The following is a 17337-nucleotide window of genomic DNA, read 5'->3' on the forward strand; positions in this document are numbered from 1 at the left end:
ATGGGGCGAGAGAGGGGACTTGAACCCCCGACCCCCAGGGCCACAACCTGGTGCTCTAACCAACTGAGCTACCCCCGCCACAGGGCAGGCGCTTCTTAAACCGCCCCCTTTCCCGGGTCAAGCTTTCCCTCGGTCGGCGCCACCATGCCGAGTCGCGGAATACCCGCCGGGCGTGTCCGGACTTTGGGTGCTATTTCAGCACCTTGTAGGGATTCCCGCACTCGGCTAACACTAAGGACATGACCAGCTTCTGGCTCATCATGGGCGCCCTCCTGATCGGCGTGCCCGGCGCCACCTTCATCGTGCTGCAGTTGATCTCGCAGCATAAGCGGCAGATTCTTGCCTATGAGTGGAGCGCCGCCGAAGTGGTGCGCCGGGGTCAGCGCATGGACGAGCTGGAAAAACTGACGCGTTCCGCCCAGCAGAAGATCGCGGAACTGACCAAGCAGAAATTCGAGCTGGAGGCGGAAGTCGCCAAGCTGGAGAAACTGGCCAGCAAGGCCGTGGCCGCCGAAGCCAATGTGAAGACCTTCAGTATCGGCATCTACAATTCCGAAGTGCGCCGCGCCCACATGATGGGCGAGAAGCACCGTCAGCTCGACGACAAATGGGGCGAAATCAATTACGTCGAGCTGCAGGCGACCAACGACGACGAAGTGCGCCGCACCATCATGCGCAAATTCCCGCCCGAGCGCGGTTTCGTGATCGAGTCCGTGCAGGAAGTGAAGAAGTAGTCAGCTCGCCGCGCCGTTCCAGCGCAGGGCCTGCACCGTTATATCCAGGCTGCTTTCGTTATCGATCTCGCCACGCGGCGCCACCGGCCAGCGCCATTCACGTTCAGCAGCCGGCAGTTCCAGCCCCAGCAGCGCATTTTCGCTCATCACCACTTCGCCGGCGCGGCTGCGCCAGATGCGGCGGGTATCGGTCGCCAGTCCGACCGGGCAGGCCATCGCATGCAGGCCATCCAGATGCGCCTGCAGGATGGCACGGCCGAAGCTTTCGGCCCCCGTACGGCTGACGCCATGCTTCTGCACATGTTCCATGGGCAGCAGCGGCAGCTGCGACAGCAGGTTGAGCGACAGCACACAATCCGGCGGTACTTCGTCCAGTTCGGGCACCGCACGCGGCGACGGGATCGGCAGCGGCAGGCCGGCACGCCATTCCACCAGCGGCCCGACCACGCCGGTTACATCCGCCAGGCGCAGTTCGACATTGGGGAATTGCTTCTCCAGTCGCCGGGCCGAAGCCAGCCAGGCGATGTCGAAGACCAGGACTTGTTTAAACTGCGCACTCAGCTCGGCCAGCGGCAGGTCGGCCAAGGTGCCGCCGCCCAGCAGCCACAGCGTATCGTGCCGCTCGCAGGACTGCGCCACGCTAAGCGCGAAGTCGCGGCTATTGGCCTCATGCTCGGCCCAGGCCTTATGACAGCGGCGGCGCCGCGACCATAACGACACGGCCGCCTTGGCATAGCCCAGCCGTCGCGCCGCCGGATCGGCCTGGATGCCGGCCCAGACGAGCAGTTCAGCCAGCATCGCCTATTCGGCGGCCGAACGCGCCGGCGGCGTGACGCCGAAGCGTTTGGCGATCTGCTCCGGCGTGTAATAGCCGCGTTCGATGTCGCGGGCGATCAGGGCCGGATCGCGTTTGGCCGGATCGCCATAGCCGCCACCGCCGGGCGTGGAGACATGCAGGCGGTCGCCGACCTTGATCTCGATATCCTGGTCCTTGGACAGATGCGGCGGCACATAGGTGCGCGTGCCATCCGGCTGCACCGTCTCGACGGCCACCGTGTTCAGACCGCCATCCTCGCCGCCCAGCACGCCACGCGGACCGGTACGGCCATGATCCATCACCATGGAGGCGCGCGCCTCGCCACGCCGCAGGCGGATCGTGTAGTTCACGCCGAAGCCGCCGCGATGCTGCCCTGCCCCGCCCGAGCCTTCATGCAGCGAATATTCCTCGAACAGCACGGGATAATACTGTTCCATCACCTCGATGGGCGTGGTCTTGGAGATGCCGATGGTCGAGCAGCCGTTGCTGATGCCATCGCCGCCATGCCAGCCGCCATAGCCGCCGCCGGAGATCACATACATCACGTAAGACCGGTCGCGCTTGGGGTCATAGCCGCCAAGCGCCAGATTGCCCGACGTGCCGGCGGGCGCGGCGAACAGCCGGTCGGGCATCGCCTGCACCAGGGCGTTGAACACGGCTTCGGCGATGCGCTGACTCACCTCGGCCGCGCAGCCCGAAACCGGGCGCGGATATTTGGCATAGAGGAAGGTGCCGTGCGGATCGGCGATCTTCAGCGGCTCGAAGGTGCCGGCATTGATCGGCACATCGGGGAAGATGTGTTTCACCGCGAGATAGATCGAGGAATAGGTGGTGGCGATCACGCTGTTCATCGGGCCGCGACAGGGCGGGCTGGAACCCGTCATGTCGAAATGCAGTTCCTCGCCTTTCTTGTCGACCTTCATCTTGATCAACAAAGGCTCGTCCACCACGCCGTCGGAATCCACCACGGCCTCGCCGTGATAGGTGCCATCGGGGATGGTGCGGATGCGGGCCCGCATCTGCTGGCTGGCGCGCTGCTTCAGTTCGCCGATGGCCTGCTTCACCACATCGGCACCGTAACGGTCCAGCAGGGCCGCCAGCCGCTTCTCGCCGATGGTCAGAGCCGCCGCCTGAGCCTTGATGTCGCCGATGCGCTGGTCGGCGATGCGGATGTTGCTGAGGATGATGGAGAGGATTTCCTCGTCCAGCACGCCTTCCTTGTACAGCTTCACCGGCGGCAGGCGCAGGCCTTCCTGCTCGACTTCCGTGGCATTGGCCGAGAAACCGCCCGGCACCATGCCGCCGATATCGGGCCAGTGCCCGGTATTCGACAGCCAGGCGAACAGCTTGCCCTTGTAGAAGAACGGCTTGACGAACCGCACGTCCATCAGATGCGTGCCGCCCAGATAGGGATCGTTCACGATGTAGACATCGCCGGGCTTCGGCGCCAACAGCGGCGCGTTGCGGGCACGCTCGATCACGGCCTGGGTCGAGAACTGCATGGTGCCGACGAAAACCGGCAGGCCGAGTTCGCCCTGGGCGATCAGCTCGCCGGTATCGCCGTCATAGATGCCATCGGAGCGGTCGAGCGCTTCCGAGATCACCGGCGAGAAGGCGGCACGGCAGAAGGCCAGGTCCATCTCGTTGCAGACCTGCTGCAGGCCATTCTGGATGACGACGAGGGTGACGGGGTCGATGGGTTTGTTTGCCATGGTCCCTACTCCGCAGTCACGGCAACGATCAGGTTGCCCAGCTTGTCCACATGCACGCGATTGCCGGGCTCGATCACCACCGTGGTATCGAGCTGCTCCAGGATCGCCGGGCCGGCGAAATCCGCATTGCGCGGCAGGCGCTCACGGTCATAGACCGGCGTGTCCTGCCAACCGCCGGCATCATACCAGACCTTGCGGCTGCCTTTCTTGGCCCCCGCCACATCCTTGGCCGGTTCGGCCGCCAGCAGGCGATCCAGCGAGAGCTGCGGCCGCCGGCCGATCACGGCGGTATGAAGATTGACCAGCACGGCACGGATTTCCGGCAGCTCCACCTCAAAGCGCTGCCAGTAGGCTTCCTCGAACGCCTTCTGCAATGCCTCGCGTGTGATGCCTTTGTCGGGCACCGCCACGGTGAGCAGATGGCTCTGGCCCTGGAACTGCATGTCGGCGGAATGCAGAACCTGCACTTCCTCCACCTTCACGCCGTCGCGTTCCAGCGTCGCCAGACCCTCGGCGATCTGGCCTTCCAGCACCTCGGCCACCAACCCGTCGGGCAGCACGCCCAGCGGCTTGTTCACCGTGCGCACGTAATCGTGGCGCAGGTCGGCCACCACGCAGCCGAGCGCATTGGTGATTCCCGGCCGCGCCGGGATCAGCAGCTTCGGGATGCCCAGCTCGCGCGCCAGGGCGGCGGCATGCAGCGGCCCGGCGCCACCGAAGGCGAACAGCGCGAAGTCGCGCGGATCGTGGCCACGGCTCAAAGACACCATGCGGATCGCGCCGGCCATCTTGTCGTTGGCGATGCGTAGGATCGCGGCGGCGGCATCGTCGGTGTTCAACCCCAGCGGCTTGCCCACCTCGCGGTCAATGGCATCCTTCACATCCTGCAACGACACCTTGCTGTCGACCGCCAGCAACCCGTCGGGATTGAGGCGGCCGAGCGCCAGGTTGGCATCGGTGATGGTCGGTTTGGTGCCGCCACGGCCATAGCAGATCGGGCCGGGCCGCGCGCCCGCGCTTTCCGGGCCGACCTGCAGCATGCCGGCCTCGTTGATGAAGGCAATCGAACCGCCGCCGGCGCCGATGGTATGCACGTCCACCATCGGCACGTGGATCGGCATGGCATATTCGATCTCCAGCTCGGACGAGACCTGCGGCACGCCATCTTGGATCAGGCCCACGTCAGACGACGTGCCGCCCATGTCGTAGGTGATCACATTGGGCAGGCCGGCGGCACGCGCAGTATAAGCCGCCGCCATCACGCCCGAGGCCGGGCCTGACATCACGGTATTCACGGCCGCCTCGGCCACGATTCCGGCAGCAATGGTGCCCCCGTTGCCCTGCATCACCAGCAGGTCGCGCCCGAAGCCCTTGCCCTTGAGTTCGCCATTGAGCCGCTCGATGTAACGATGCAGCACCGGCTGCACGCTGGCATTCACGCAGGCCGTGGTGCCGCGTTCGTATTCGCGGTATTCTGACAGCAGCTGGTGCCCGGCGGTGATGTAGCCGTTCGGCCAGACCTCGGCCACGATCTCCAGCGCACGTTTTTCATGCGCGGGGTTGATGTAGCTGTGCAGGAAATGGATGACCAGAGCCTCGCAGCCAGCCTGTTTCAACTGTTCGGCGGCGGCGCGCACGGCGGCCTCGTCCAGCGGCACGACCACGTCGCCATCGGCATCCATGCGCTCGGGCACTTCCAGGCGCCACTGGCGCGGCACCAGCGGCTCGAACCCACCGGTCAGGCCATAGGCCTGCGGCCGGGTGCGACGCCCCAGTTCCAGGCTGTCGCGGAAGCCCTTGGTGGTGATCAGGCCCACGCGCGCCACCTTGCGCTCCAGCAGCGCGTTGGTGGTCGTCGTCGTGCCATGCACGATGGTATCGGCCTGCGGCAGCGCTATGCCGCCCTTGTCCAGCGCGCCGAGCACGCCGAAGGCCTGGTTGTCCAAGGTGGTGGGCACCTTCGCCAGCGCAACGGCGCCCAGCGACGGCTCGATCCCGATCAGATCGGTGAAAGTGCCGCCGACATCGATCCCGACAATCCAACCCATGACGCCGTCCTCACACCGAAAGATACTGTTCACGCACGGCCGCATTGGCCGCCAGTTCGGCCATGGTGCCGGAATAGCGGATGCGACCCTTCTCGATGATGTAGGCGCGATCCGCCACCATCTGGGCGAAATGCAGGTTCTGCTCCGACAGCAGCACGCACAGGCCCTCGTCTTTCAGCTGCAGGATGGTTTTCGCCATCTGCTCGACGATCACCGGCGCCAGGCCTTCGGACGGCTCATCCAGCAGGATCAGGCGCGGATTGCCCATCAGCGTGCGCGCGATGGTCAGCATCTGCTGCTCACCGCCCGACATGCGGCCGCCGGGGCGGTCCTTCATGCGACCCAGATTCGGAAACAGTTCGAACAGGCGCTCCGGGGTCCAGGTCGGCGCGCCATCGCGCGGCGGCTGTTTGCCGACGGCCAGGTTCTCCATCACCGTCAGGTCGGTGAAGATGCGGCGCTCCTCGGGCACATAGCCCAGGCCCAGCCGGGCGATGCGATGCGACGGCATGCGGTCGACCCGCGCACCATCGAAGGTGATGCTGCCGCTCTGCGCCGGCACCATGCCGATCACCGATTTCATCGTGGTGGATTTGCCGGCGCCATTGCGACCCAGCAGCACGACCACCTCGCCCGGATTGGCCTGCAACGCCAGGTCGGCCAGGATATGGGCGCGGCCGTAATAGGTGTTGAGCCCTTCGATCGTCAGCATCTCAGTGGCCCTCCCCGGCAAATACGGCACCCGAGCCGAGATACACGGACTGCACCTCCGGATTGGCCCGCACCTCGGCGGGGCTGCCTTCCGCGATCAGCCGGCCGCGGTTGAGTACGATGATGCGGTCGGCCTGCGCGAAAACCACGTCCATGTCGTGTTCGGTGAACAGCACGGCGATGTCGTCCTGTCGGGCCAGCTTCGCCGTCAGGTCCATCAGGGCGATGCGCTCGCTGGGCGCCATGCCGGCAGTCGGCTCGTCCATCAGCAGCAGTTTGGGTTTGTTGGCCAGGGCGATGGCCAGTTCCACGCGCTTCAGGTCGCCATAGGCCAGGATGCCGCAGGGCCGTTCGCTCTGGTCGGCCATGCCGACACGTTCCAGCAAAGCCATCGCCTCGTCGCGATAAAGCGCGTTGGCCGGGCGCCAGAACGACATCAGGCCGTTATGGAACGACAGCAGCGCCATCTGGATATTCTCGCGCACCGTCATGGAATTGAAGGTGGCGGTGATCTGGAAGGTGCGGCCGACGCCCAGACGCCAGATCTGCCGCGGCGCCATGCCGACCAGGCTGCGACCCAGCAGGGTCACTTCCCCGGTATCGGGTTTCAGCTGGCCGTTCAGCATGTTGAAGCAGGTGCTCTTGCCCGCGCCGTTGGGGCCGATCAGCGCCAGCAATTCGCCGGCGGCGACCTGGAAATTCACATCCTGCACCGCCTGCACGCCGCCGAAGGATTTGTGCAGACCTTTCACCGAGAGGACAGTCATCGCACGGCCTCCCGCTCACGCATGCTGGTAAATCGGGCGGTCGCCTGTTTGATGAAGCCGGCGATACCCTGGGGGAAGGCCAGCACGATCACCAGGATGGTGAGGCCGAGGATGGCGCGCCAGTATTCGGTGTTACGCGCGATGGAATCCTGCAGCCAGGTGAACACCGCCGCGCCGGCCACCGGGCCGGTCAGGGTCTGCACGCCGCCCAGCAGCACCATCACCAGGCCATCCACCGACCGAGAAACCGCCAGCGTCTCGGGTGAGATGCTGCCCTTGGAGAAGGCGAACAGGCCGCCGGCCAGACCCGCGAAGGTCCCGGCCAGTATGAAGCCGAACCACTGGAAGCGTCGCACGTCGATACCGATGGCATCGGCGCGCAGGGTTGAGTCGCGGCCGGCCCGCAGCACGTAGCCGAACGGGGCATGCACCACGCGCCAGAGGAAGATGATGCTGGCGGCGCAGATCGCCAGGGTGAAGAAATAGAAGGTGGTGCGGTCCTTCAGCCATTCGCTGGGCCACAGGCCGATCAGGCCGTTGGAACCACCGGTGAAGGCATCCCACTGGTAGATCACCGACCAGGCGATCTGGGCGAAGGCCAGCGTGAGCATCGCGAGGTAAACGCCGGACAATCGCACGCAGAACCAGCCGAAGACCAATGCGCCCAGACCGGCGGCAAGCGGTGCCGCCAGCAACGCCAGTTCCATCGGCAGGCTGAGCTTGAGCATGGCAAGCGCCGCGCCATAGCAGCCCAGGCCGAAATAGGCGGCATGGCCGAAGGAAACCATGCCCGACGGGCCCATCAGGAAATGCAGGGTGGCGGCGAAGACGGCGAACACCGCGATATCGATCAGCAGCACCAGCATGTAATTGTCGCCGCCCAGCGGCATGAGGGCCAGCAGCGCGACCAGGCCCAGTACGGCAAGCCAGAACGGACGGGTCAGCGGATAAAGCGGCGGCTCCACCGTCGCGGCGCCACGCTGGGCGCCCTGGAGTTTGCCGAGCAGGCCGAGCGGACGCACCACCAACACGATGGCCATGATCACGAATTCGACCACCAGGGTGAACTTGCTGAAGGAGAAAACCATGCCGAACATCGACACGTCCCCCAGGCCGATGCAGAAGGCCTTGGCCTGGGCGATGAGAAGCGCGGCCAGGAAGGCGCCGCCGATCGAGCCCATGCCGCCAACCACCACGACGACGAAGGCATCGGAGATCACTGTGATGTCGAGCATCAGCTGGGCCGGTTCGCGCGGAATCTGCACCGCGCCGCCCAGGCCGGCCAGGAAGGCGCCCAGAAAGAAGACGCTGGTGAACAGGCCGCTCTGGTTCACACCCAGCGCGCCGACCATCTCGCGGTCCTGGGTGGCAGCGCGGACCAGCGTGCCCCAGCGTGTCCGGTTCATCAAAAGCCATAGCAGGCCCAGCACGATGGGGCCGATGGCGATCAGCACCAGATCGTATTGCGGAAAGCGCTTGCCGAAAATCTCGACGGCGCCGCGCAGGCCGGCGGCGCGCGGACCGACCAGGTCTTCCGCGCCCCAGAAATACAGCGCGGCATCCTTGATCACCAGCACAAGGGCAAAGGTGGCCAGCAGCTGAAACAGCTCCGGCGCGCGATAGATGCGGCGCAGGACCACCACTTCGATCACCACGCCGATCAAGCCGACGGCGATGGCAGCCCCCAGCACACCGCCCCAGAATCCGAAGATCGAGGAACGGCCGAAGAATTCGATCAGGCTGTAGGCCAGGTAGACGCCCAGCATGTACAGCGAGCCATGGGCAAAATTCACGATCCGGCTGACGCCGAAGATGATCGAGAGCCCGGCCGCCACCAGGAACAGCGACGACGCGCCGGCAAGGCCGTTCATGAACTGGATGACAATGTTGGCAAGCAAGGCCGCAACCCGTGAAAGCAGGAAGGAAGAGGATGCCCCCTGCCCTGGGCCTCGCGGCCATGGGCAGGGGACAGGCTTGTGCGTGGCTTAATCGGCCGCCTTAGTCAGCAGGGCGCATCTTGGCGACATCGGCATCCGACGGCAGGAACTTGGCGCCATCGGCATAATACCAGTCGGTCATGATGCCCTTGCCGTCCTTCAGGCCGATCTTGCCGACATAGGCACCCATGGTCGACTGATGGTCCTGCGGACGATAGGTGATGTTGCCCAGCGGAGTGCTGTGCGTCAGGCCCTTCATCGCCGCCACCAGTTTCTCGGTGTCGAGTGTACCGGCCTTTTTGATCACGGCCGCCGCGCTTTGCACCATCGCATACCCGACGATCGAGCCCAGACGCGGATAATCGTTGAACTTCTTCTGGTAGGCATCGGCGAAAGCCTTATGCTCCGGCGTGGTGATGGCATACCAGGGATAGCCGGTGACCCACCAGCCTACCGGCGCCTCGTCCTTCAGCGGATCGAGGTATTCCGGTTCGCCGGCCAGCAGGTTGAAGACCGCGACATTCTTGAACAGGTCGCGGGTCTGGCCTTCACGCACGAACTTGGCCAGATCGGCGCCGAACAGCGACGAGAAGATCGCATCCGGCTTGGCGGCGGCGATGGCATCAGCCACCGCACCGGCCTCGATCTTGCCCAGCGGCGGCGCCTGCTCGATCACGAATTCGACGTCGGGCTGGGCTTCCTTCATCAGCTTCTTGAAGGCGGCCGTGGCCGACTGACCGTATTCGTAATTCGGATAGACGATGGCCCAGCGCTTTTTCTTCAGCTTGGCCGCTTCCGGCACCAGCATCGCCGTCTGCATGTAGGTCGAGGCACGCAGGCGGAAGGTATACTTGTTGCCCTGGTCCCAGACGATCTTGTCGGTCAGCGGCTCGGCGGCGATGAAGAGAACCTTCTTCTCCTTGGCGAAGCTGGCAACCGCCAGACCGACATGGGAGGGGAAGGTGCCGATCAGGAAGGAGACCTTCTCGCGGGTCACCAGTTCTTCGGCGATACGCACCGCGTCGCCGGGTTGGCCGTTATCGTCGCGGCTGACGATCTCCAGCTTCTTGCCCAGCAGGCCGCCACTGGCATTCACCTGCTCCACCGCCAGTTCCCAGCCCTTCTTGTAGGGCTCGAGGAAGGCGGCGAAGTTTTTGTAGGAATTCATCTCGCCGATCTTGATGGTGTCCTGCGCCTGGGCGCCGCTCCCCATCAGACCCGCCACTGCGATACCGAACGCTGCACTCCACTTCAACCAGGTCCTGCGATCCATAATCTGCCTCCTTGGTGATAGTTCTGTGGATCCCCCGAAACGCGGGTACGCTAATCTCTCTTCCTTAAACCCTATCGCTGCCCGTCCTCGCCCTTAATCTCGTGGACCTGCAGGCCGCCGACGCGGGCATGCACGCGTCCACCCGTGCTCATGGCCAGGATGAACGCGATCTCGTTGTCGCGCGGCCCATCGGGCGCGCAGAATTCGATGGCATCGAAATGACTCCGCACATAGGCGGCGTTGATGTGATGCAGCGGGATGTCGATGCGGCTGCCCACCCCGGCCAGCTTGGTGGTGGAGGGCACGATGGCCTTGGCATCGCCCAGCACCTCGCGCATGGAATAGCCACCCGGCACATGCCACAGCGCGCCGTGCTCCAGCTCGCCGCCGGCGCCGACGATGGCGCCTTTGCCGTAGGCTTCGATCTCTTTCGGATTGCCGCCCAGCGCCGCCACCAGCCGGCGGGTCAGCTCGACACCGACCGGCTTCAGCGCGTCCATCATCGGCGTGATGTCCTCGACATAACGGCCGGCATAGGGATTCTTCACCAGCGCACCGATCACGCCGCGGCGCGGTGGCTTGGCGGCCTTCGCACCGCCATCGTGGAAAATCTCGTCGGTAATGCAGACGATCCTGCGGACCTCGACCGATACCATATTCCCTACCCCATTGCCTTTCGTTCACTGGCCAGCAGCGTTTCGCCGCCGATGCTCCGATGCTCGCCCTGCAGCGAGAGGAATGCTGCGTGAATCAGGCCGGTGCGGCGCAAATCCTGCGCGCGGCACAGACCCGCCGACAAGGCTTCATCCACGGCAAAAAACGGCAGTGTACCTACGTTCACCGTCACCGGTATTTCACCCAGATCGGATTCATCGCGCAAAGTGTTGGCCGGCTGGCGTTCAATCGCTGGATGATCCACATCCACGGCGTTGGCGATAATGGTTGCCGCCGCGTCAGCCATCGCGGCATTCGAGGCCAGCACAGTGACGGCATCGGCAATACCACGCGAAAACGAACGGCCACGCCAACCGGAGGTGGCGATTCCGCGCGAGGGTTGATCAGCCGTCAGGGTCGCAACCGCGTCGAGATGCGGCAGGTCGGGATTGCAGACCACGGCGGCGCGCAGCGACTCAGCCGGCGCCAGGTGGAAGGCGATGTCGCCGCCATTGTTCACATAGGCTTTGTCCAGCGTCGTATCGCACAGCATGGCCTGCAGGATTTCATCCGCCACCGAACCGGCCACGGCCGCCATCGGCGTGATGAACACATCACGATAGGGCCAGCAGGCCGTCGCCATGCGTCGGGCCACCGGGCCGCGCAGCAGCGGATGGGCATGCTTCAGCGGTTTGCGCAAGGCATGCAACTCGCGAACCAGCGCACTCAGGATATCCTGAAAGCACGCCACGGCCTGCTCATAGGCACGCTGGCGTTCCGCGGCCGGGCCGAAGGCCTCGACGATCAGGTCGATCGGACCGTGCTGCAGATGCAGCCTTGGCGCGGCCGGATCGCGGCCGCTGAGCCAGACGGCGCTGGGAGGCTGGCCGGTCACGGCTGCTCCTCTGCGGTCGGCTTCGTGATCGGCCAGGGATTGTCCGGTCGCCAGGCCAGCTTGCTCAGCCGCCCGGTCTGCAGCACGTCGTCAAGCTGCACCACATAATCCATATGGCCACCCAGCGCGGCGTAATCGTCGCGCCGCAGGGTGAACTCGATCGGCGCTACCAGCGCCGGCGTTGGTACATAGCCGAAGGAGTTATCCGGCATGCGCGCCACATCCACCATGTAGGTAATGCCGCCACCCGGCCAGACATAGACCGGTGCACCGCCCGAGGTGACACGGGTGAGACGATCCTTCACTGACAGCGTCAGGCGCACGGGGTTCTCCGTCACGCCGGCGCGCAGGCTGCCACCTGCACCTGCCATGAACAGCACGGTGCACAGCGAGGGTTCGCAATTCTCGGCGATGCGCTCGACCACCTTGGTGATCGGCGCCGGCATCTCGGCCGGCTGCGGCTTCAGGTTCTCGTCCAGCACATACCAGGCACTGTGCTCGCCGGTGGTGGAAACCATCAGCAGCCGCATGCCCGGCCAGGCCGTCTTGGGGTCGATGCTCTCGATGATCTCGAGCGGATCGGAAACATTGGTGCCGCCCCAGCCCAGGCCCGGATCGGCCACCTGGAAATAGCGGCCCGGCGTGGACTTGCGTCCGCGCACGCGGATGCCCGACAGCTTCATGTCGAGGAAACGGCCGGCCTGGTGTTCGGTCAGCACACCCGTGATGTGGTCGTCCACCACGATCACCTCGTCGGCATGGCCCAGCCACTGCTTGGCGAAGATGCCAATGGTGGCCGAGCCGCAGCCGACGCGCATGCGTGCCTCGGGCTTGCCGTTCACCACGGGCGGCCTGTTGGCCTGGATCACCACCTCGGCGCCGCCGTCGATCTGAACGGTCACCGCCTGCTTGTTGCACAGCGCCAGCAGAGCATCGCAGGTGACGGTGCCTTCCTTCTTGCTGCCGCCGGTCAGGTGATGCACGCCGCCGAGCGACAGCATCTGCGAACCGTATTCCGTGGTGGTGACATGGCCGATGGCCTCGCCATTCACCCGTACGGCAGCCTGTTCGGCCCCCAGGTAACGGTCGGTGTCGATCTTCACCTTCACGCCGCAATAGCTGAAGATGCCCTCGGTCACCACGGTCACCATATCGACGCCATCATGCTGCGAGGCGACGATGAAGGGGGCCGGCTTGTAATCGGGATAGGTGGTGCCGGCACCGACGCCGGTGACAAAGGCAGCGGGCGGCGGTGCCGCAACCGAACCATTCCAGCCCTCGCTGCCCGACAGGAAAGGCGTGACGCTGCCGCCCTGGGCAATGGCACGTTCGGTGATGATCAGCGGATCGACGCGGGTGAGCACGCCTTCGACATTGGCGTAACGGTCGCAGGCGCCGGCCTTGCCCGGACGGATGCGGCACAGAACCGGACAGGCATCGCAGCGGACGACGTCGTCCTTCACGGCTTCGGCGGTGGCAACGGCGGTCATGGCTGCCCTCCTCGCTTCACTCTGCCGCCTGCGGCAGGTTTTTCAGCGCCGCATGCAGGCGATGCGGCAGCACCGGCACCTCGGTGACGCGCACGCCGGTGGCATGACGGATCGCGCCCAGGATCGCCGGCGCGGTGGCCACCAGGCCCGGCTCGCCGACGCCCTTGGCACCGAAGGGACCAAGCGGCTCGGCATCCTCGATCATCAGCACCTCGATCTCCGGCACGTCGCCCACGGTGGGGATCAGATAATCGTGCAGGTTCTCGGTGCGGCCCGGCAGATATTCCTCCATCAGCGCGAGGCCCAGCCCCTGCGCGATGCCGCCATGGATCTGGCCTTCCACCTGGGTGGGATTCACTGCCCTGCCCACATCATGGGCGGCGATGATCTTCTTCACTTTCACGGTGCCGAGTTCGGTATCCACCTCGACCAGCGCCATCTGCGCGGCAAAGCCATAGGTGGCGTAAGGCACGCCCTGGCCATTGGCATCCAGCATGGTAGTGGGAGGATCGAACCGCCCCTCGCCCATCAGCACGTCGCCATTCTCGTTCAGGCGCGGCAGGGCGGCGAGATCGATGCGGCGCACCGTGCCGCCATCCTCCACGCTCAGCACACCGGCCTCGAATTTCAGCGTGGCATTGTCGCCGGCATTGGCCAGCCGCAGAACCTGACCACGCAGGTCGCGGGCCGCCAGTTCCACGGCCTTGCCCGAGACGAAGGTCTGCCGCGAGGCCGAGGTCTTGCCGGCATCCTCCGTGCGGTCGGTATCGCCCATCACATAGTCGATGCGGTCCATGGTGACGCCCAGCGCATCGGCCAGAATCTGCACGAAGATGGTGTTCGACCCCTGCCCGATATCGACCGCGCCGTTATAGAAGAACACGCGGCCATCGGCGCGCAAGGCGATGCGCATGGTGGAGGGATTTGAGATCGAGGTATTGCCAAGGCCATACCACATGCAGCCGATACCCACGCCGCGCCGCACGCCCTTGCGTCGCGCGTTGAAAGCTTCCGCCTCGGCCTTCAGGGCCTGCCATTGCGGGCGCAAAGCCTCGATGCAGGCGGCCAGGCCGGCGGAATGTTCCAGCTTGTGGCTGGTGGCGGTCAGGTCGCCGGCACGCAAGGCGTTGCGATGGCGGATTTCCAGCCGGTCGATCTTCAACCGCTCGGCCAGATCGTCCATCAGGGTTTCATGAGCGATGGCGGCCTGCGGCACGCCAAAGCCACGGAAGGCCCCCGATGGCGGCGCATTGGTGAACAGCGCGCAGCTGCGGTTCTTCACATGCGGCACCAGATATGGGCCGCTGGCATGCACCGGCACGCGGTTGGCTACGGTCGGACCCCAGCTGGCATAGGCGCCGGTGTCGAAATCGGCATGGGTTTCCACGGCTACCAGCCTGCCGTCCTTCGCCGCGCCGAATTTCGCCTTGATGCGCGCCGGATGGCGCTTGGTGCTCGACGCCATGCTTTCCGGCCGCGTGTAGACACAGGCCACGGGGCGATTGAGGTTCCAGGCCGCCAGCGCGATCAGCGGCTGCACGGAAACATCCAGCTTGCCGCCGAAACCGCCGCCGCAGGCCGTGGGTACGATACGCACGCGGTCCGGCGGCAGTTGCATCACGCTCGCCACCTCGTCGCGGTCCATGTAAGGCGCCTGGGTGGTGGCGTGAATCTCGATGCGGTCGCCGACGCGCACCGCCCAGCCAGCCTCCGGCTCGATATAGGCGTGCTCGACGAAGCTGGTCTGGAAGCGGCCTTCGACGATGGCGGCAGCCTGGGCAAAACCCTGCTCGACATCGCCCTTGGTCACGTTGCCGCGGATCAGCACGTTGCCCGGCTTGTCGGCCTGCACCAGCTTGGCGCCTTCCGCTGCCGCCGCGATCACGCCGCTGACCGGCTCTTCCGGCACATACTGGATCGGCAGGTCGTCCGGCTTCACGGCTTCAACCGCCTCGCGCGGGCCAACCACGGCGACCACCGCCTCGCCGCGATACCGCACCTGCCCGTCGGCCAGCACCGGCTGGTCCTTGGCGTCAAAAATGGCAAAGCCGTTGCGCGGCACATCGGCGGCGGTGAACACGCGCTCAAGGCCGTATGTGCGGATCGCATCGGAGAAATCGCCCAGCGTAAAACTGGCGCGGGCATGCGGGCTGCGGATCACGCGCAGCCAAAGGGCATCGGCCGGAATGTAGTCGGCGCCGTATTTTTCGCTGCCATCCACCTTGGCCTGGCCATCGACCTTCACGCTGCGCGCGCCGACGGCATGGCCCAGTTCGGGCTGCGTCGGCAGGTCGGGCGTGCGCGAGGCATCCAGCACAGCCTCGACGATCTTGCGATAACCGGTGCAGCGGCACAGTACCCCGCCGATGGCATCCATCACCTGGCTCTCGCTCGGGCGCGCCGTTTCGGCCAGCAGGTCAGTCGCCGCCATCAGCATGCCCGGCGTGCAGATGCCGCATTGCGCCGCGCCATGCTTGAGGAACGCGCGCTGCAGGCGCGACAGGCTGCCATGGGCCTTCAGGCCTTCAACCGTCACCACCGGCTGGCCGACCGCCTGCCCGACCGGAGTCAGGCAGGAACAGACCTGCTTGCCCGCCAGCATCACCGTGCAGGCGCCGCAATCGCCGGCATTGCAGCCGACCTTCGTGCCGGTCAGGCCGAGGTCGTCGCGCAGCACGTCGCTCAGGCGCTTCAGCGGCGAACCCTGGTAGGTATGCGGCTTTCCGTTGACGATCAGACGCATCGGACCTCAGTTCCCCTTCTGCTTGCCCAGCATGGTGAGCGCGCGGCGCACCAGCACTTCGGCGGCCTCGCGGCGATAACCGGCCGTGGCGCGGATGTCGTCGATTGGCGACAGCGCGTCGAAATGCGCCGGCTTCACGCGGTTGGCCAGGGCGGCATTCAGCCGGCGGCCGATCAGTTCGGATTCCAGGAAGGACAGGCGCTGTGCCACCGCCGAGCAGGCACCCACCGCCACGCTGGCGCCGGACACCACGCCGCCTTCGGTTTCCAGCACCACGGCCACCATGGCAATCGAAATCACCAGGTATTCGCGGGCACCCAGCTTGAGGAACACGCTGCGCGCGTCCTTCTTCGGCCGTGGGATCAGCACGGCGGAAACCAGCTCGCCGGACTTGAGCACGGTACGGCGATTGCCGGTGATGAAATCGTTTAACGGCACCTCGCGCCGGCCGTTGCGGCCGTGAATTTCCACCTTCGCCCGCATCGCCAGCAGCGGCGGCACGCTGTCGGCCGCCGGCGAGGCGTTGCACAGATTGCCCGCCACGGTGCCGGAATTCTGGATCTGGGTGCCGCCGACCTGGCGCGCGGCCTGGCGCAGGGCATCAAAAAACGGCGGCAGGTCGGCATCGGCCACCGCGCTCCATGTGGTGGCGGCGCCGATGCGCCAGCCTTCGTCGGTTTCGCCGATGCCCTGCAGATACGGGATGGCGGTGATGTCCAGAACATCTTCATCCAGCGCCCGGCCGACGCGGGCAGGATAGAAATCGGTGCCACCGGCCAGGATGACCGCATTGGCTTGAACGGCGCTCAAATGCTCGAGCGCTTCTTCCAGACTCGTCGGACGCACATACGACGCCATTGGACTTGGGGCCTCCCCGCTGGCATCCCGATGCGTTGCCCGCCCTGCACGGACAACATCATTCGTACGCATATGATGCTGCGATGCTGCCTCAAAAGAGTCAACGTCAAAATATAAGCATCGCCTGCACAGCAATGCGGCAGTGCAGCATGAAGCGGAAAGCGCGTGAAAAGTCTTATGTGATGCGCTTGAGCAGCGCGAGGAACTGCTGCTGCTCGGCCGGCGAGAGCGGATCGAGCGTCGCCTTGCTTACTTTCGGACCATTGGCCAGCAGGTTTTCGACCAACTCGCGCCCGCTCGATGTCAGGCTCAGGCAGCGGCGTCGCTTGTCGTTCTTGTCGGGGCGGTGCGAGATCAGCTTGCGGCCGGTGAGCCGGCGGATCACACCCTGTATGGTGGCCGGGTCCATCGCAGTCAGGCGACCGAGATGGTTCTGCGACAGTTCGCCCATCTCATACAGTTTGACCAGCGCGGCATATTGCGTCGGCGTCACCTGGGCATCGCCGATCATGGCGATGAACAGGGCGGTATGCCGCTGATGCGCCCGCCGGATCAGATGGCCGACCTGATCCTCCAGCACATAGCCGTCGGGCATGCTGGCAGGTGCGGTCTTGATCTCGGGCTTCATATTCATGCGGGGCATTTCCTCGGCAGCCGGCCATGCTGCGTCCGGCCGATCCAGTCTAACCAGGCCAGTC

General features: G+C 65.3%; 14 protein-coding genes and 1 tRNA gene. 1 reads left to right on the forward strand and 14 read right to left on the reverse strand.

The window, feature by feature from the left end; all coding sequences use genetic code 11:
• Position 1 precedes the first annotated feature (1 nt).
• Positions 2–78: transfer RNA gene (locus ACK4FJ_RS17360), tRNA-His, on the reverse strand.
• A 161-nt stretch (positions 79–239) separates the two neighbouring features.
• Here ACK4FJ_RS17360 and ACK4FJ_RS17365 point away from each other — a divergent pair.
• Positions 240–734: a hypothetical protein gene (locus tag ACK4FJ_RS17365; protein ID WP_409767992.1), complete on the forward strand. Its 495-nt coding sequence runs from the start codon at positions 240–242 to the stop codon at positions 732–734.
• Here the strand turns inward: ACK4FJ_RS17365 and ACK4FJ_RS17370 are convergent, their stop codons facing one another.
• From ACK4FJ_RS17370 to ACK4FJ_RS17430, 13 genes are all read right to left on the reverse strand, one after another.
• Entirely contained in the window at positions 735–1532 is a 798-nt protein-coding gene (locus tag ACK4FJ_RS17370; protein WP_409767993.1) for a hypothetical protein, read from the reverse strand. It lies immediately after the preceding gene.
• Between the two features lie 3 nt (positions 1533–1535).
• Positions 1536–3263 (reverse strand): hydantoinase B/oxoprolinase family protein, encoded by a 1728-nt coding sequence (locus tag ACK4FJ_RS17375; protein WP_409767994.1) that lies wholly within the window; start codon positions 3261–3263, stop codon positions 1536–1538.
• Positions 3264–3268: 5 nt separating this feature from the next.
• The gene (locus ACK4FJ_RS17380; protein WP_409767995.1) at positions 3269–5311 is read right to left on the reverse strand and encodes a hydantoinase/oxoprolinase family protein; all 2043 of its coding nucleotides are present in this window, start codon (positions 5309–5311) and stop codon (positions 3269–3271) included.
• 10 nt (positions 5312–5321) lie between these two features.
• Entirely contained in the window at positions 5322–6023 is a 702-nt protein-coding gene (locus ACK4FJ_RS17385; RefSeq protein WP_409767996.1) for an ABC transporter ATP-binding protein, read from the reverse strand.
• Between the two features lies 1 nt (position 6024).
• On the reverse strand, positions 6025–6789 hold the full coding sequence (locus tag ACK4FJ_RS17390; protein ID WP_409767997.1) for an ABC transporter ATP-binding protein: 765 nt from the start codon (positions 6787–6789) through the stop codon (positions 6025–6027).
• Positions 6786–8687: an ABC transporter permease gene (locus tag ACK4FJ_RS17395; RefSeq protein ID WP_409767998.1), complete on the reverse strand. Its 1902-nt coding sequence runs from the start codon at positions 8685–8687 to the stop codon at positions 6786–6788. The genes ACK4FJ_RS17390 and ACK4FJ_RS17395 overlap by 4 nt, the downstream gene beginning before the upstream one ends.
• Positions 8688–8787: 100 nt before the next feature.
• Positions 8788–9999, reverse strand: coding sequence for an ABC transporter substrate-binding protein (locus ACK4FJ_RS17400; protein ID WP_409767999.1), 1212 nt, complete (start codon positions 9997–9999; stop codon positions 8788–8790).
• A gap of 71 nt (positions 10000–10070) precedes the next feature.
• Positions 10071–10655 (reverse strand): amino acid synthesis family protein, encoded by a 585-nt coding sequence (locus ACK4FJ_RS17405; RefSeq protein ID WP_409768000.1) that lies wholly within the window; start codon positions 10653–10655, stop codon positions 10071–10073.
• 5 nt (positions 10656–10660) lie between these two features.
• Positions 10661–11548, reverse strand: a complete 888-nt coding sequence (locus ACK4FJ_RS17410) for a UPF0280 family protein (RefSeq protein WP_409768001.1) — start codon at positions 11546–11548, stop codon at positions 10661–10663.
• On the reverse strand, positions 11545–13038 hold the full coding sequence (locus ACK4FJ_RS17415; protein ID WP_409768002.1) for a 6-hydroxynicotinate reductase: 1494 nt from the start codon (positions 13036–13038) through the stop codon (positions 11545–11547). The genes ACK4FJ_RS17410 and ACK4FJ_RS17415 overlap by 4 nt, the downstream gene beginning before the upstream one ends.
• Before the next feature lie 16 nt (positions 13039–13054).
• Positions 13055–15781: a molybdopterin-dependent oxidoreductase gene (locus ACK4FJ_RS17420; protein WP_409768003.1), complete on the reverse strand. Its 2727-nt coding sequence runs from the start codon at positions 15779–15781 to the stop codon at positions 13055–13057.
• Positions 15782–15787: 6 nt separating this feature from the next.
• Positions 15788–16627: an FAD binding domain-containing protein gene (locus tag ACK4FJ_RS17425; RefSeq protein WP_409768004.1), complete on the reverse strand. Its 840-nt coding sequence runs from the start codon at positions 16625–16627 to the stop codon at positions 15788–15790.
• Positions 16628–16814: 187 nt separating this feature from the next.
• Complete coding sequence (locus ACK4FJ_RS17430) at positions 16815–17273, reverse strand: MarR family winged helix-turn-helix transcriptional regulator (protein ID WP_409768005.1); 459 nt, start codon at positions 17271–17273, stop codon at positions 16815–16817.
• Between the last annotated feature and the right edge of the window lie 64 nt (positions 17274–17337).

It is taken from the genome of Ferrovibrio sp. (assembly GCF_046297595.1).
GTDB lineage: Bacteria > Pseudomonadota > Alphaproteobacteria > Ferrovibrionales > Ferrovibrionaceae > Ferrovibrio.

Excerpts from the sequence above, each read along its gene's own strand:
- ACK4FJ_RS17390 (WP_409767997.1), bottom strand. The coding sequence starts at position 6,789 with ATGACTGTCCTCTCGGTGAAAGGTCTGCACAAATCCTTCGGCGGCGTG.
- ACK4FJ_RS17420 (WP_409768003.1), bottom strand. The coding sequence starts at position 15,781 with ATGCGTCTGATCGTCAACGGAAAGCCGCATACCTACCAGGGTTCGCCG.
- ACK4FJ_RS17415 (WP_409768002.1), bottom strand. The coding sequence starts at position 13,038 with ATGACCGCCGTTGCCACCGCCGAAGCCGTGAAGGACGACGTCGTCCGC.
- ACK4FJ_RS17400 (WP_409767999.1), bottom strand. The coding sequence starts at position 9,999 with ATGGATCGCAGGACCTGGTTGAAGTGGAGTGCAGCGTTCGGTATCGCA.
- ACK4FJ_RS17385 (WP_409767996.1), bottom strand. The coding sequence starts at position 6,023 with ATGCTGACGATCGAAGGGCTCAACACCTATTACGGCCGCGCCCATATC.
- ACK4FJ_RS17405 (WP_409768000.1), bottom strand. The coding sequence starts at position 10,655 with ATGGTATCGGTCGAGGTCCGCAGGATCGTCTGCATTACCGACGAGATT.
- ACK4FJ_RS17375 (WP_409767994.1), bottom strand. The coding sequence starts at position 3,263 with ATGGCAAACAAACCCATCGACCCCGTCACCCTCGTCGTCATCCAGAAT.
- ACK4FJ_RS17365 (WP_409767992.1), top strand. The coding sequence starts at position 240 with ATGACCAGCTTCTGGCTCATCATGGGCGCCCTCCTGATCGGCGTGCCC.
- ACK4FJ_RS17380 (WP_409767995.1), bottom strand. The coding sequence starts at position 5,311 with ATGGGTTGGATTGTCGGGATCGATGTCGGCGGCACTTTCACCGATCTG.
- ACK4FJ_RS17370 (WP_409767993.1), bottom strand. The coding sequence starts at position 1,532 with ATGCTGGCTGAACTGCTCGTCTGGGCCGGCATCCAGGCCGATCCGGCG.
- ACK4FJ_RS17430 (WP_409768005.1), bottom strand. The coding sequence starts at position 17,273 with ATGAATATGAAGCCCGAGATCAAGACCGCACCTGCCAGCATGCCCGAC.